This window comes from Nonomuraea sp. NPDC049709, assembly GCF_040674815.1.
Classification (GTDB): Bacteria; Actinomycetota; Actinomycetes; order Streptosporangiales; family Streptosporangiaceae; genus Nonomuraea.
Genome location: NZ_JBFANM010000011.1, coordinates 177750 through 192837 on the forward strand (window position 1 = coordinate 177750; position 15088 = coordinate 192837).

Sequence of the window (15088 nt, forward strand, 5' to 3'; positions counted from 1 at the left end):
CCGGTGAATAGTCCCGCAACTAGAGCGGTTTAGTGCCGAAGGAGAGCGCCATGCGAAAGTACTGGGCAGGACTGGCCGTGGTGGTCGCCACGATGGCGGGATGCGGGCTCGGCGGCCCGGACTCCGCCACGGGGCCCGGGGCGGCCGCGCCGGTCGCGAGCGCGGGCGGCCAGGTGAAGGGCAAGGTGAGCCTGCAGACGTGGGCGCTCAAGCCGAAGTTCACCGAGTACGTGCAGGGCGTCATCGACGGCTTCGAGAAGAAGTACCCGGGCACCGAGGTCGCGTGGCTCGACCAGCCCGCCGAGGGCTACTCGGACAAGGTCCTCACCCAGGCGGCCGGCGGCACGCTGCCCGACGTCGTCAACCTGCCGCCGGACTTCGCGGTGCCGCTCATCAGGCAGGGCCTCCTGCTCGACGTCGCCCAGGCCGACCCGGCGCTGGCCACCGAGTACGTCCCCGGCGCCCTCGCCGCCTACGCCTACCCCGGCGTCCAGGGCACCTTCGGCTACCCCTGGTACCTCAACACCGACGTCAACTACTGGAACACCGAGCTGCTCACCAAGCACGGCCTCGACCCGGAGAAGCCCCCGGCCACCCTGGACGAGCTCATCACCCAGGCCAGGACCATGAAGGAGAGGTCCGGCGGCAAGGTCTACCTGATGAGCCGCCGCCCCGAGCTGGGCGACCTGACCAACGCGGGCGTGCCCATCATGTCCCCCGACGGCGCCCGGTTCACCTTCAACACCCCGGAGGCGGTCGCCCTGCTCGACCGGTACCGGGACGCGTTCAAGGAGGGCCTGCTGCCCCGCGACGTGCTCACCGACACCTACGCGGGCAACGCCAAGCTGTTCAACGAGGGCACGGTCGCCTGGACGACCGGCGGGGGCAACTACATCACGAGCCTGGCCACCGACAACCCGACGCTCGCGCCCAAGGTCGTCCCGTCGCCCGCGATGGGCACCCCGCCGCTGTACGTCCAGGGCCTGTCGATCCCGAAGCAGACGAAGAACGCCCCCGCCGCGCTCGCCCTGGCCCGCTGGGTGACCAGCGCGGAGAACCAGGCCGCCTTCGCCCACCTGGTCAACATCTTCCCCAGCACGAAGTCCTCGGCGAACGACCCGTTCTTCAGCAAGAGCGACGGGACCAGCTCCGGCGACGCCAAGGTGATCGCGTTCGAGTCGCTGGCCAGGGCGAAGGTGCTGGAGCCGGTCCAGGTCACCGAGGCGATGAAGAAGCTCGTCAGGCAGCAGTTCGCGCTGGCCATCAGCGGTGACGTCACCTCGAAGGAGGCGCTGGACGCCGCCGTGGCCAAGTGCGACGAGCTGCTGAAGAACTGATGCGCCACCATCGCTGGTTCACGCCGTGGGTGCTGGTGGCTCCCGCCGCGGTCTGGCTGTTCATGTTCTCGGTGTGGCCGTCGATCAACACGGTGGTGCTGGCGTTCACCGACGCCAAGCCGCTCGGCGGCGGCCACTTCACCGGCCTGGCGAACTTCCGGCGCGTGCTGGACGACGACCAGCTCGTGGACGCGCTGGTCAACAGCATCGTGTTCATGCTGGTCTGCCTGCCGCTGCTGACGGTGCTGCCGCTGCTGATCGCGATCCTGGTGGAGAAGAAGCTGCCCGGCATCACGTTCTTCCGCACCGCCTTCTACACGCCGGTGGTGGCCTCGGCCGTGGTGGTGGCGCTGATCTGGGGCTGGCTGCTGGACGACCGGGGGCTGGTGAACGGCTTCGCGCAGTGGCTGGGCTGGGTGAGCGGGCCGGTGCCGTTCCTGACCGACCGGTGGCTGCTGCTGTTCAGCGCGATCAGCCTGACCGTCTGGAAGGGCCTCGGCTACTACATGATCATCTATCTGTCGGCGCTCGGGAACGTCCGGCGCGAGCTGCACGAGGCCGCCGCCGTGGACGGCGCGGGCCCGGTGCGCCGCTTCCTGAGCGTCACCGTGCCCGGCGTGCGCAACACGATGCTGCTGGTCTCGGTGCTGGTGTCGGTCTCGGCGCTGCGCGTGTTCTCGGAGCTGTACGTGCTCTCGAACGGCACCGGCGGCCCCGGCGGCCGGGACATGTCGCTGGTGATGCTCATCCAGCTCTACAGCCGCGGCTTCACCGGTCACCTCGGCTACGCCTCCGCGCTCAGCCTGGTGCTGCTGGCCGTCACGATCGGCCCGATGCTCGCGCTGCTGCGGCTCAACAGGAAGGCGGCCTGACATCAACAGAGTCACCGCGCGCGAGCGGGCCCTGAGGTACGTCCTGCTCCTGCTCGTGCTGGCCATCACCGTCTCGCCGTTCCTGTGGCAGCTGTCCACCTCGCTCAAGAGCCTCCAGGAGGACATCTACACCGGCACGCCGGGCCTCCTGCCCAGCCGGCCGACGCTGTCGAACTACGCCGAGGTCGCCGAGACCATCCCCGTCTGGTCGTACGCGGTCAACTCGCTGATCGTGGCCGCCATCGTGGTCGCGGGCAACGCGGCGGGCGCCACGGCCGCCGGGTTCGCCCTGGCCAAGCTCCGCTTCAGGGGCGCGAAACTGCTGCTCGGGCTGTTCCTGGCGACGCTGGTGCTGCCGGGCGAGGTGACGATCGTCTCCCAGTACGTCACTGTCCGGTCGCTGGGCCTGGCCGACACCCTGCTGGGCGTGGCGTTGCCGGGGGCCATCGGGATGCTTAACGTGCTGTTGATGCGTACCGCGTTCCAGGCGATTCCTCCGGAGATGGACGAAGCCGCGATCATCGACGGGGCGACGACGTGGCAGCGGCTGCGGCACATCGGCCTGCCGAACGTCCGCGGCATGCTCAGCGTGGTCACGATCTTCGCCTTCATCGGTGCCTGGGACGACTTCCTCTGGCCGCTGATCGTCCTGACCGATCCCGACAACTACACGCTCACCGTCGGCCTGCAGTACCTCAACGGCACCTTCAGCGCGAACCCGCGGCTGATCGCGGCCGGGACGATGATCTCGTTCCTGCCGATCGTGATCGTGTTCGCCGCGCTCCAGCGCTTCTTCTTCAAGGGCGTGGAGGAAGGCGCCATCAAAGGCTGATAAATCACCATCTGCTGAGGAGCTCACCTGATGCATGACGACCGCGACCTGGTCGAAGCCCGCCTGAAGCGCGTCCTGGACGAGCGGATCCGCCCGGCGATCTACCCCGAGTCCGTTCCGCTGGAGGTGGCCGTCTGGCACGCGCCCGGCGAGCCCGTGCCGGTGGCGGAGGGCCTGGCCGCGGAGCCCGGGCCGATCGCGGTGGGCCAGGCGTGGGGCGTGCCGTGGGGCACCAGCTGGTTCACCGTCACCGGCACCGTCCCCATGGAGTGGAGCGGCCGGATCGTCGAGGCGATCCTGGACCTCGGCTTCGACGAGAACATGCCGGGCTTCCAGTGCGAGGGCCTGGTCTACCGGCCCGACGGCACGCCGGTGAAGGGCCTCAACCCGCGCAACCAGTGGGTCCGCGTGGGCTCCCCCGCCGAGGGCGGCGAGCGGGTGCGCCTGCACGTCGAGGCCGCCTCCAACCCGGTCATCCTCGACTATCACCCCTTCCGGCCGACCCGGATGGGCGACAAGGAGACGGCCGGCACCGACCCGCTGTACCGGCTGGCCCGCATGGACCTGGCCGTCTTCGACCAGACGGTGTGGGAGCTGGTGATGGACCTGGAGGTGCTCGGCGAGCTGATGCTGGAGCTGCCCGTGGACGGCGCCCGCCGCTGGGAGCTGCTGCGGGCCCTGGAGCGGGCGCTGGACGCGGTCGACCTCCAGGACGTGGGCGGCACGGCGGCGGCCGCCCGGGCCGAGCTGACCGGGGTGCTGTCGTCCCCGGCCGTGCCCTCGGCGCACCGGATCAGCGCGGTCGGGCACGCGCACATCGACTCGGCCTGGTTGTGGCCGCTGCGCGAGACCGTGCGCAAGGTGGCCCGCACCACCTCGAACATGACCGCCCTGCTGGAGGACGAGCCGGACTTCGTGTTCGCGATGTCGCAGGCCCAGCAGTGGGCGTGGGTCAAGGAGCACCGGCCCGAGGTGTGGGCGAAGGTGACCAAGGCGGTGGCGGCCGGCAGGTTCGTGCCCGCGGGCGGCATGTGGGTGGAGTCCGACACGAACATGCCCGGCTCGGAGGCCATGGCCCGCCAGTTCGTGCACGGCAAGAGGTTCTTCATCGACGAGTTCGGCGTGGACAACGAGGAGGTGTGGCTGCCGGACACGTTCGGCTTCGCGGCCGGGCTGCCGCAGATCATCAAGGCCGCCGGGGCGAAGCGGCTGCTCACGCAGAAGATCTCGTGGAGCCAGACCAACAGGTTCCCGCACCACACGTTCCTGTGGGAGGGCATCGACGGCACGCGGATCTTCACGCACTTCCCGCCGGTGGACACCTACAACTGCTCGATGCAGGGGCGCGAGCTGGCGCACGCGGCGCGCAACTTCAAGGACAAGGGCGTGGCGCGGCACTCGCTGGCCCCGACGGGATGGGGCGACGGGGGCGGCGGCACGACGCGGGAGATGGTGGCCAAGGCGGCCCGGGTCCGCGACCTGGAGGGCTCGCCCAAGGTCGCGTGGGAGACGCCGGCCGAGTTCTTCGCCAAGGCCGAGGCCGAATACCCGCACCCGCCGGTGTGGGTGGGGGAGCTCTACCTGGAGCTGCACCGGGGCACGCTGACCAGCCAGGCCAAGACCAAGCAGGGCAACCGGCGCAGCGAGGCGTTGCTGCGGGAGGCCGAGCTGTGGTCGGCGACGGCGGCGGTGCGCGCGGGCATGGACTATCCGTACGAGCGGCTGGACCGGATCTGGAAGACGGTGCTGCTGCACCAGTTCCACGACATCCTGCCCGGCTCGTCGATCGCGTGGGTGCACCGGGAGGCGCGGAGGACGTACGAGCTGGTGGCGGAGGAGCTGAACGCGATCATCGGCGACGCCCAGAGCGCGCTGGCGGGCCAGACCACCGGCCTGTGCTTCAACGGCTCCCCGCACGCCCGCCTCGGTGTCCCGGCCGGCGGCGCCGCGTCCGCCCGCGTGCGGCCGGCGACGTGCACCGAGCGGGAGGGCGGCGGCTACGTGCTGGAGGGACCGCTGCTCAGGGCGGAGATCGACGCCCGCGGGCTGGTCGTCTCGCTCCGGGACCTGGAGACGGGCAGGGAGGCGGTCGCGCCGGGCCGGGCGGCCAACCTGCTGCAGCTGCACCCCGACTTCCCCAACAAGTGGGACGCCTGGGACGTGGACGCGTTCTACCGCAACACGGTCACCGACCTCACCGAGGCCGACCGGGTGGCCGGCGACGGGGGGCGCGTGGAGGTCAGGCGCTCGTTCGGCTCCTCGACGGTGACCCAGTGGATCACCCTCGACGAGGGGCGGCTGGACATCGAGACGGAGGTGGACTGGCACGAGACGGAGAAGATCCTCAAGCTGGCCTTCCCGCTGGACGTACGCGCCGACCGGTACGCCTCCGAGAGCCAGTACGGCCACGTCTTCCGCCCCACGCACACCAACACGAGCTGGGAGGCGGCCAAGTTCGAGGCGTGCAACCACCGCTTCGTACACGTGGAGGAGCCCGGCTGGGGAGCGGCGCTGGTGACCGACTCCACCTACGGCCACGACGTCACCCGCGACGTGGACGGGACCGGCACGACCACCACGCTGCGCGCCTCGCTGCTGCGCGCCCCGCGCTTCCCCGACCCGGAGACCGACCAGGGCGTGCACCGCTTCCGGCACGGGCTGGTGCCGAACGCGTCCATCGGCGACGCGGTCCGCGAGGGTTACTTCGTCAACCAGCCCGTGCGCGCCGGGTCCGGCGCCGCCGAGGTGGTCGAGCCGCTGGTCGCGGTGGACGACGACGCCGTGGTGGTGAGCGCGGTCAAGCTGGCCGACGACAGGAGCGGCGACGTGATCGTACGGTGCTACGAGTCCAGGGGCGGCCGGGCCCGGGCCACCCTGCGGGCCGGCTTCTCCGTGGCGGAGGTCGTCACCACCGACCTGCTGGAGCGGCCCACGGGCGAGCCGCAGCGCCCGGGGGACGGCATCCCCGTGACGCTGCGGCCGTTCGAGCTGGTCACGCTGCGGATGAAGCGCGCCTGATCACCCTCGGGGGCTACTCGCGCACGCTCCCCTCCGTGAGTCCGGCGCGCCAGAACCGCTGCAGCGCGCCGGACAGCACGATCAGCGGGATCACCGACACCAGCGCGCCCACCACGGTCAGCGTCTGCAGGATCGGCTGGCGGTCGGCGAAGCCCTGCCAGCTCGTCAGCCCCAGCGTGATCGGGTAGAGCTGGTTGTCGGAGAGCATGACCAGCGGCAGGAAATAGTTGTTCCAGATGGCCACGAACTGGAACAGGAAGATCGTCACCAGGGCCGGCGACATGATGCGCAGCACGATCTTCAGGAAGATGCGCCACTCGCCGGCGCCGTCGGAGCGGGCCGCGTCCAGCACGTCGTCGGGCACGGTGGCGGCGTACACCCGCGACAGGTAGACCCCGAACGGGCTCACCAGGCTGGGCAGCAGGACCGCCCAGTAGGTGTTGGCCAGCCCCAGCTTCGACATCAGCAGGAACAACGGCAGGCCCAGGGCCGTCATCGGCAGCAGCACCCCGGCCAGGATCACGTCGAACAGCGCCTCCCGGCCCCGGAACTCGCACTTGGCCAGCGCGTACCCGGCGCACGCCGAGATGAACGTGGCCCCGATCGCGCCCACCCCGGCGTAGACCACGGAGTTGAGGATCCATCGCCAGAAGATCCCGTCCCCGAACGACACGAGCTCGGCGAGGTTGCTGAACAGCTGCGGGCTCGCGAACCACAGGGGAGAGGAGTTGATCAGGTCGCCGGTGTTCTTGGTGGCCGCGATGACCAGCCAGTAGAGCGGCAGGAGGAAGTACCCGGCCAGCACGGCCAGCAGGACCGTGACCAGCCGGCGCGTCCTGATGGTGGTTCTCATCGGCGTCCCCTCTGCACGAGCCGCAGGAACCCGAACGACAGCACGGAGATCACCAGCGCCAGGATGATCGACTCGGCCGCGGCCAGGCTCAGGTTGTTGCTGTTGAACGCCTCCTTGTACGCCGTCAGCGTCGGCGTGTACGTGCTGGAGATCCCGCTCGACAACGGCTGCATCACCAGGGGCTCGTTGAACAGCTGCAACGACCCGATGATCGTGAACACGGTGATCAGCACGAGCGCCGGCCGGATCAGCGGCAGCTGCACGTTGCGCGCGATCGTCCACCGGCTCGCCCCGTCCATCCTGGCGGCCTCGTAGAGCACCTGCGGGATGGACTGGAGCTGGGCCACCACGATCAGCATGTTGTAGCCCACGAACTGCCACAGCACCACGTTCATGATCGACCAGAACACCGTCCCCGGCCCCAGCAGATCGACCTCGGCGCCCATCGCGGTGAACACCGGCGTGAACGGCGAGGTGCCCGGGGCGTACAGGAAGCCCCACATGATCGAGGCGATCACGCCCGGGATGCCGTACGGCAGGAAGAACGAGGTGCGGAAGAAGCGCGGCCACCGCGTCATCCCGGCCTCCAGCATCAGCGCCAGCACGGTGGCCAGCACCACCATCACCGGCACCATGACCAGGGCGAACAGCAGGATGCGGCCGATGCTGCCGATGTAGTCGGCGTCCGACAGCGCGGTGCCGTAGTTGGCCAGCCCGGCGAAGCGGGTGGTGGTCCCGTGCAGGCCGAGCAGCCCGGAGCGCTCCACCCGGGTGAGGCTCTGCACCAGCGCGTAGCCGATCGGCGCCACGAAGAACGCCGCGAACAGGACCAGGAACGGGGCCAGGAAGGCCGCCGCCGCACGCTTGCTCATTCGGCCCTCAGCCCCTTCGTCCTGATCTGCTCCACGGTCCGCGTCTCGGCCGCCTTCAGCGCGTCCACCAGCGTGATCCGGCCGCCGAGCGCCTCCTCGAAGCGGTCGCTGAGGATCTTCACCGTGTCGTCGAAGGTGGGCCACCAGACCCAGCCCTTCGGCACCTGGTTGGCGGAGTCGGTGAAGAGCTGGGCCGTCCGCTGCCCGCCGAGGAACGCCGACGGCTTGGTGAGCTGCGGGTTCGACATGCCGGAGATGGCCGCGGGCCAGCCGTAGCCGCTCTTGATCAGCATCTCGACACTGCCCGGGTCACGGTTGATCCACAGCGCGAACTCCACCGCCTCCTCGGGGTGGTCGCAGCCGCGCAGCAGCGCGGTGGCAGACCCGCCGTAGCTGGCCGACGCCTTGCCGCCCGCCTCCCACTGCGGCAGCGGCGCGGCCCGCCACTTGCCCGCCGACTCGGGGGCGTTGGCCTCCATGATCGCCTCGGCCCACTGGGCGACGGGGACCGCCACCACGCCTCCGGTGTTCAGGTCCTTGTACCAGCTCGGCGTGAACTGCGGCGCCACCTTCACCAGGTCGTCCTTGATCATGTCCTGCCAGAACTGGGCGACCTTGGTGGAGGCCGGGCTGGTCAGCTCGGCGTGCCAGATGTCGTCCTGGGCGTTGATCCAAGGAGTGCCGGCCTGCCAGGCCAGGCTGATGAAGGGCGCGGCGTCGTTGGCGGCGAAGGTCGTGATGTACGCGTTCGGGTCGGCCTCGCGGATCTTGATGGCCGCTTCGCGATACTCCTGCCAGGTCGTGGGAACCTTGATGTCCCACTTCTTCAGCAAGTCCTCCCGGTAGTAGAGCGCCATGGGTCCGGTCGCCTGCGGCACCGCGTAGGTGCCGCCTTCGAATGTCACCAGATCCCAGGTGCCCTGCTGGAAGTCCGCCCGGTCGGCCTGTGTGAGGTAGGGCCGCAGGTCAACGAGCTCGCTGTTCAGCAGGAAGGATGGCAACTCCTGGAACTCCATCTGAGCCAGGCAGGGCGCGTCACCGGACATGACAGCGGCGTGCATCTTGCCATATCCGCCCCTGTTTCCGGGCGGGATGTTGTCCAGCGTGACCTGGACGTCCTTGTGGGTCCGGTTGAACAGGTCCACCGCCTTGTCCATGCCAGGGACCCATGCCCAGAAGGTCAGCCGGACGGGCTGTGGCCCGGCTCCGCTTCCGCAGGCGCTGAGTAGCAACATCACCACCGCGGCCAAGCCGAGGAGGGGGGCCCTCAGACGATGTGGCCGAATTTTCATAAAATACGATTTATCACCATCGGAAGACGGATGGAAGGGGAGACGCCGCATGAGCTATCCAAGGCGAGGCATGCACGGTGAGGTCGTCGAAGATCTCGGCCGCCGGATCGTGAGCGGGGATCCCGAGGCCACCGGCCCTCTCGACCCCGTCGAGCTCGGCCGCCGCTACCACGTCAGCCATACCGTGGTCAGGGAGGCGCTCAAGACCCTGGCGGCCAAGGGACTGGTGGACGCCCGGCCGAAGCGCGGCACGTTCGTGCGGCCGCGGGGCGACTGGTCGCTGCTCGACCCCGACGTGCTGCGCTGGCGCTTCGAGCAGCGGGGTGACTCCGACATGTTGCGCGACCTGGCCGAGGTGCGGGCCGTGGTGGAGCCGGCGGGGGCGCGGCTGGCGGCCTCCCGGCGTACGGAGGCGGACGTGGCGGCGCTGGAGGCGGCGTTCGAGCAGATGGGGGCCACGGCGGCCGACCCGGCGGCGCACACCGAGGCGGACGTGGTCTTCCACCGGGTGCTGCTGGCCGCCTCGCGCAACGAGCTGCTGGAGTGCCTGGAGGTGGTGATCGCGGCCGCGCTGTCGGCCCGGGACCGGCTGGTGCACTCGACCGGCGAGCGCCCCGGGTTCGCCGTGACCCATCGGGCGGTGCTGGACGCCGTACGCGACGGCGACCCGGACGCGGCCGAGGCGGCCATGCGGGACCTGCTGGCGCAGGCGGAGCGGGACGAGGCGGGCCTCTAGCCCCGCATCTGGCCGCTCAGCAGCGTGCCCAGGCGGGGCGCGTACGTGGCGTGGAAGACCAGCGAGGCCGCACCGATCGCCGCGGCGTCGGCCGCGATCGGCGAGGTCTCCACCCGGACCGCGTGCAGCCGCCTGGCCAGCGTCCGGCTCGACACGGCCCGCGCGATCACCGCACGGTAGATCTCCCCGACCTCCCTGAGCGCGGGCCCGCCGAGCACGAGCAGGTCGATGTCCAGCATGTTCACCAGGCTCACGGCGGCGTCGGCCAGCCGGCCCGCCACCCGCTCGATCACCCGGCGCGCCTGCGGCTCCCCGGCCGCGGCCGCCGCGCAGATGGCGGCGTGGTCGGCATGGTCGGCATGATCGGCATGGTCGGAGCGGCCGCCGGCCCCGGACGCCCGCATGGCCGCCTCGATGGCGCTCGGGCAGCACACGGCCTCCACGCACCCCCGGTTGCCGCAGTAGCACTCGGGCCCGTCGGGCTCCACCGTGATGTGCCCGAACTCGGCGGCGTTCAGCGACCTGCCCCGGTAGACCTGGTTGTCCAGGAAGAGCCCGCCGCCGATCCCGGTCCCGAGGTAGAGGTAGGCGAAGCTGGGCGTGGAGCGGGCGATCCCGGCCCACCGCTCGCCGATCGCGGCCGCCGTGGCGTCGTTGTCCACGGTCACCGGGAAGCGGGTGTACTCCCGCAGCAGCCCCTCGATCGGCACCCGGTCCCACCCCGGCAGCCGGGGCGGCGAGACCATCACCCCTTCCCCGTCGAAGGGCCCCGGGCAGGCCAGCCCCACGCCGAGCACCTTCCCGTCCGGCACCCCGGCCTCGCGCAGGATCCTGCGGGACGCCCTGGCCATCTGGCGGATCACCGTGTCGGGCCGGGCCCCCGGGCGTACCGGCTGGTGCAGCCGGGCGACCGGCCGGCCCGCCAGGTCGGCCAGCACGAACGAGAGCTCCTGCGGGTCGAAGTGCACGCCCACCGCGTATCCGGCGCGGGCCTCGACGCGCAGGATCGTGCGCGGCTTGCCGCCGCTCGAGGGCGCGGAGCCGTCCTCGACGACCAGGCCCTCCTCCAGCAACCTGCGCACGATCACGGACACGGTCTGGGCGGTGAGCCCGGTCACGGCGGCGATCTGCACCCGGCTGATGCCGTCCGACGCCTGGATCGCCTCCAGGACCACGGCTCGGTTGTAGCTACCGACCTTGGGCAGGTTCGTGCCCTGCTGCATGTGAGCAATGTCACCACAGAGTGTTGACTTAGTAAATCAAAAAGATTTACGTTCTCGTCAACCCAGGGAAACAAGGGGAGGCCGTGATGAACCGTAGCCTGGCCGGTTCCCTCCTGCTGTTGACAGCGCTGACAGCCGCCGGTTGCGGCAGCGACGCCGCGCAGGAATCCTCCGGAGCCAAGGAACTCGAGGTCCTCTACAAGGTCGAGCCGACGTGGCCGCATCTGGAGAAGATGCTCGGCGACGCCAAGAAGCAGTACGAAGCCGCCCACCCCGGTGTCACGATCAAGCTGACCCCGGTGCAGGGCAACAACGAGGCCTACTACACGAAGCTGGCCCTGCTCAACCGCTCTCCCGACTCGGCGCCCGACCTCTACTACCACGACACGTTCCAGGTCAACGCGGACGTCGCGGCGGGCAAGCTGGCCCCGCTCGACGACTACCTGGCCAAGTGGCCCGACTGGAGCACGCAGTTCCCCGACTCGGTCAAGCAGGCCGCCAAGGGCGGTGACGGCAAGATCTACGGCGTCCCGATCAGCACGGACACGCGCGGCCTCTGGTACCACAAGGACGTCTTCGCCAAGGCCGGCCTCCCCGTCCCGTGGGAGCCGAAGACCTGGAACGACGTCCTGACCGCCGCCCGGACGATCAAGCAGAAGGTGCCCGGCACGGTCCCGTTCAGCATGTACTCCACGAAGGTCCACGGCGAGGCGTCGACCATGCAGGGCTTCGAGATGCTCCTGTACGGCACTCCCGGCGGCACCCTCTACGACGACGCGCAGAAGAAGTGGGTGGCCGGCGGCAAGAACTTCACCGATGCCCTGACCTTCATCAACACGATCTACCGGGAGGAGCTCGGCCCCAAGCAGGCCGACGCGCACAACGCCAAGCTCGCCGACAAGGTCAACCTGGAGTGGTTCCCCGCGGGCAAGGTCGGCATCTCGCTCGACGGCGCGTGGACCGCGGCGGCCTGGAAGCCGACCAGCACCAAGCCGTGGCCGCAGTGGCAGGAGAAGATCGGCTGGACGGCCATGCCGACGCAGAACGGCGAGGCGCCCGGGGCGATCAGCATGTCGGGCGGCTGGGTGATGGCGATGAGCTCCTACACCAAGCTCAAGCAGGAGGCCTTCGACTTCATCACGGTGGCCACCAACAAGGAGAACTCCATGACGTACTCGGTGAGCACGGGCGACCTGGCTCCCCGCAAGGACGTCGCGGCCGACCCGAAGTACACCGCCGACAACCCGAGCGTCAAGTTCTTCACCGACCTGGCCACGGTGACCCGCTACCGGCCGGCGTACGAGGCGTACCCGAAGGTGTCGGCCCAGGTCCAGGAGGCCATGGAGGCGGTCACCACCGGCTCCAGGACCCCTGAGGAGGCCACCGCGGCCTACGTCAAGGCACTGCCCACGGCCGTCGGAGGCGCCGACAAGGTCCTGGCCCGATGACGATCGCCACAGCACCGTCCCCGCCCGTGACGAGCTCGCCCCCGGGCGGCCCGTCACGGCGGCGGCGGGTCCTGCGCTGGCTGCTGCCCCTGGGCCCCGCGCTGGTGCTGCTGGCGCTCTTCCTGGCGGGGCCCATCCTGTGGAGCGTCTACATCGCCTTCACCAACGAGACCCTGACCGGCTCGGCCTCGGTGAACTCGCAGTTCGTGGGCTTCGCGAACTTCGTCAAGCTCTTCGGCGACCCGAACTTCCTCAACTCCTTCCTGCTCACCTTCGTCTTCGTCATCGGCTCGGCCGTCATCGGCCAGAACACCCTCGGCCTGATCATCGCCCTCCTCCAGCGCGGCCGCGGCCGGGTGACCCGCAGCGTGGTCAACGGCGTGGTCATCGGAGCCTGGGTGATGCCCGAGGTCGTGGCGGCGGCCTGCTGGTTCGCGTTCCTGGCGGAGGACGGCACGCTGAACGCGGTGCTCGGCATCTCGCAGGAGTGGCTCTACACGGCCCCGATGGTCGCGGTCATCCTGGCCAACATCTGGCGCGGCACGGCCTTCTCGATGCTGGTGTACTCGGCCGCGCTGTCGGAGGTGCCCAGCGACCTGGTGGAGGCGGCCGCGGTGGACGGGGCCGGCCCGGTCCGCCGGCTCGTGCACATCACGCTGCCGCTGATCCGCCGCTCGATCATGGCCAACCTCATGCTGATCACGCTGCAGACGCTGGCCAGCTTCGGCCTCATCTACGCCCTGACGGGCGGCGGACCGGGCACGGCCAGCCAGACCACCCCGCTCTACATGTACGAGCAGGCGTTCCGCTACTTCGAGATCGGCTACGGCTCGGCCATCGCCCTGGTCATGCTCGTGATCGGCGCCCTGTTCTCGCTGGTCTACCTTCGGCTGATCAAGGTGGAGGACGCATGACCAGGCTCGCCGCGAGGGGCGCGGCCTCGCTCGCCCTCCTCCTCATCGCGCTGGCCTTCCTGGGCCCGTTCGTGTGGGTGCTGATCGCCTCGGTGCAGCCGGAGGCCACGCTGGCCGCCGCGCCGGCGCCCACGTTCTCCCTGGACAACTTCAAGGCGGTGCTGACCTGGGAGACGATCATCCTGCCGCTGATCAACTCGATCGTCATCTCGGGCTCGACGGCGATCCTGACGGTCCTGGTGGCCGGGCTGGCCGCGTACCCGCTGTCGCGCTACCAGCTCCGCTACCGCCGCCACTTCATGCTGACGCTGCTGTTCACCACCGGCCTGCCGGTGACGGCGATCCTCGTCCCGGTCTACGCGATGTTCTTCCGGTTCAACCTCTACGGCTCGGTGCCGGCGATGGTGCTGTTCCTGACGGCCAGCTCGCTGCCGTTCTCGATCTGGATGATGAAGAACTTCATGGACGGGGTGCCGGTGAGCCTGGAGGAGGCGGCCTGGGTGGACGGGGCCGGCTGGGTGCAGTCGCTGCGGGCCGTGGTGGGCCCCCTGATGGCGCCCGGCATCGCGGTGGTGGCCATCTTCGTCTTCGTCGGGCAGTGGGGCAACTTCTTCGCCCCGTTCGTGCTGCTGGACGCCCCGGAGAAGCAGCCGGCGGCCGTCACCGTCTACACGTTCTTCTCGCAGTACGGGCAGGTGGCCTACGGGCAGCTGGCCGCCTTCTCCATCCTCTACACGGCCCCGGCGGTGGTCCTCTACGTGGCGGTCAACAAGTATCTGGCCGGGTCGTTCAACTTCGCCGGCTCGGTGAAGGGTTAGGTGGCCAGGCGGTCGTGCAGGGCCCGGGCGAACTCGGCCGGGCTGCGCAGGTAGCCGACGTGGTCGCCGGGCAGCTCCACCGCCTGCCCGCCGAGCAGCTCGGCCACGGCGAGCGCGGCGCGGTGGAAGACGCCGCCCCGGTCGTCGGCACCGTACGCCACGTCGATCGGGGTCCCGCGCAGCGCCGCCGCGTCGGGGACGTAGGCGCTGAACGGGCGCAGCTCGTAGCGCAGGTTCGTCTCCCTGTTGGCCGTCATCCTGGTCAGCATGTCGCGCACCCACTGCGGCAGGCCGGGGTCCGGCGCGCCGGGCGGCATCATGCCGGTCTCCTTGCCGAGCTTGCGCACCGCCGGCCCGGCGCCCTCGCGCTCGTAGAGGTCCAGGGCCTCGCGCGTCAGCCGCCGCCAGTGCTCGGCGTCGGGCAGCAGCTCGAAGGCGGGCGGCTCGTGCGCCACCAGCCGCCGCACCCGCTCCGGGCGGCGGGCCAGCAGGTCGAGCGCGATCAGCGCGCCCGCGTGGGTGGCGAACACGTGGCCGGGGTCCGCGCCGGCCGCCTCCAGCAGGCGCAGCGCGTCGTCGGCGTGCTCCTCGATCCGCTGCTCCCCGGGCGGCCCGGTCAGCGGGCTGCGGGTGGCGGCGCGCCGGTCGTAGGTGATGACGGTGTAGCGGCCGGACAGGGCCTCGGCGAGCGGGGCGGCCATCGCGGCGTCGGCGCCGCCGCCGAGGATCACCAGTAGCACCGGACCAGAGCCGCGTACCTCGTAATAGAGCCTGGCGCCCGGGACGTCGAGCATTCCTGTGTCCATGGTCCGCTCACTGTAGACGGGCCTGATCGGGCCGCCAACCCCGCGCTGGCGGGTTCACGACAAGTCA

At 70.2% G+C, this 15088-nt stretch carries 13 protein-coding genes; 8 read left to right on the top strand and 5 right to left on the bottom strand.

From position 1 onward, the window contains the following. The first annotated feature begins 50 nt into the window (after positions 1-50). Genes AB0J69_RS13725 through AB0J69_RS13740 form a run of 4 tightly spaced genes read left to right on the top strand, consistent with a single transcriptional unit; the run spans position 51 to position 6059 of the window. A complete protein-coding gene (locus AB0J69_RS13725) occupies positions 51-1337 on the top strand; it encodes an extracellular solute-binding protein (RefSeq protein WP_364116614.1) in 1287 nt (428 codons plus the stop codon). Next, positions 1337-2209 carry a sugar ABC transporter permease gene (locus AB0J69_RS13730; RefSeq protein ID WP_364116616.1) on the top strand — a complete coding sequence of 291 codons (873 nt, stop codon included), beginning with the start codon at positions 1337-1339 and terminating at the stop codon, positions 2207-2209. Before AB0J69_RS13725 ends, AB0J69_RS13730 begins: the two co-directional genes overlap by 1 nt. A gap of 55 nt (positions 2210-2264) precedes the next feature. Continuing rightward, complete coding sequence (locus AB0J69_RS13735) at positions 2265-3041, top strand: carbohydrate ABC transporter permease (protein ID WP_364116618.1); 777 nt, start codon at positions 2265-2267, stop codon at positions 3039-3041. 30 nt (positions 3042-3071) lie between these two features. Beyond that, the gene (locus tag AB0J69_RS13740; protein WP_364116620.1) at positions 3072-6059 is read left to right on the top strand and encodes a glycoside hydrolase family 38 C-terminal domain-containing protein; all 2988 of its coding nucleotides are present in this window, start codon (positions 3072-3074) and stop codon (positions 6057-6059) included. 13 nt (positions 6060-6072) lie between these two features. Here AB0J69_RS13740 and AB0J69_RS13745 read toward each other — a convergent pair whose 3' ends face one another. The 3 genes from AB0J69_RS13745 to AB0J69_RS13755 are packed head-to-tail and all read right to left on the bottom strand — an operon-like array spanning position 6073 to position 8941. Next, the gene (locus AB0J69_RS13745; RefSeq protein ID WP_364116622.1) at positions 6073-6912 is read right to left on the bottom strand and encodes a carbohydrate ABC transporter permease; all 840 of its coding nucleotides are present in this window, start codon (positions 6910-6912) and stop codon (positions 6073-6075) included. Next, the gene (locus AB0J69_RS13750; RefSeq protein WP_364116624.1) at positions 6909-7784 is read right to left on the bottom strand and encodes a sugar ABC transporter permease; all 876 of its coding nucleotides are present in this window, start codon (positions 7782-7784) and stop codon (positions 6909-6911) included. The genes AB0J69_RS13745 and AB0J69_RS13750 overlap by 4 nt, the downstream gene beginning before the upstream one ends. After that, positions 7781-8941, bottom strand: coding sequence for an extracellular solute-binding protein (locus AB0J69_RS13755; protein WP_364116626.1), 1161 nt, complete (start codon positions 8939-8941; stop codon positions 7781-7783). The genes AB0J69_RS13750 and AB0J69_RS13755 overlap by 4 nt, the downstream gene beginning before the upstream one ends. A gap of 184 nt (positions 8942-9125) precedes the next feature. On the opposite strand from AB0J69_RS13755, the gene AB0J69_RS13760 reads away from it, so the two are divergent. Next, positions 9126-9812, top strand: a complete 687-nt coding sequence (locus AB0J69_RS13760) for a FadR/GntR family transcriptional regulator (protein WP_364116628.1) — start codon at positions 9126-9128, stop codon at positions 9810-9812. On the opposite strand, the gene AB0J69_RS13765 is transcribed toward AB0J69_RS13760, so the two are convergent. Further along, on the bottom strand, positions 9809-11035 hold the full coding sequence (locus AB0J69_RS13765) for an ROK family transcriptional regulator (protein ID WP_364116630.1): 1227 nt from the start codon (positions 11033-11035) through the stop codon (positions 9809-9811). The genes AB0J69_RS13760 and AB0J69_RS13765 overlap by 4 nt on opposite strands. 86 nt (positions 11036-11121) lie before the next feature. Here AB0J69_RS13765 and AB0J69_RS13770 point away from each other — a divergent pair, with 86 nt between their 5' ends. From AB0J69_RS13770 to AB0J69_RS13780, 3 genes are read left to right on the top strand one after another with little or no spacing between them, the layout of a single operon-like run. Continuing rightward, positions 11122-12483, top strand: coding sequence for an extracellular solute-binding protein (locus AB0J69_RS13770; RefSeq protein WP_364116632.1), 1362 nt, complete (start codon positions 11122-11124; stop codon positions 12481-12483). Continuing rightward, entirely contained in the window at positions 12480-13397 is a 918-nt protein-coding gene (locus tag AB0J69_RS13775; protein WP_364116634.1) for a sugar ABC transporter permease, read from the top strand. Before AB0J69_RS13770 ends, AB0J69_RS13775 begins: the two co-directional genes overlap by 4 nt. After that, positions 13394-14215 carry a carbohydrate ABC transporter permease gene (locus AB0J69_RS13780; RefSeq protein ID WP_364116636.1) on the top strand — a complete coding sequence of 274 codons (822 nt, stop codon included), beginning with the start codon at positions 13394-13396 and terminating at the stop codon, positions 14213-14215. Before AB0J69_RS13775 ends, AB0J69_RS13780 begins: the two co-directional genes overlap by 4 nt. Here the strand turns inward: AB0J69_RS13780 and AB0J69_RS13785 are convergent. Then, positions 14212-15021, bottom strand: a complete 810-nt coding sequence (locus AB0J69_RS13785) for an alpha/beta hydrolase (RefSeq protein WP_364116638.1) — start codon at positions 15019-15021, stop codon at positions 14212-14214. The genes AB0J69_RS13780 and AB0J69_RS13785 overlap by 4 nt on opposite strands. Positions 15022-15088: the final 67 nt, after the last annotated feature.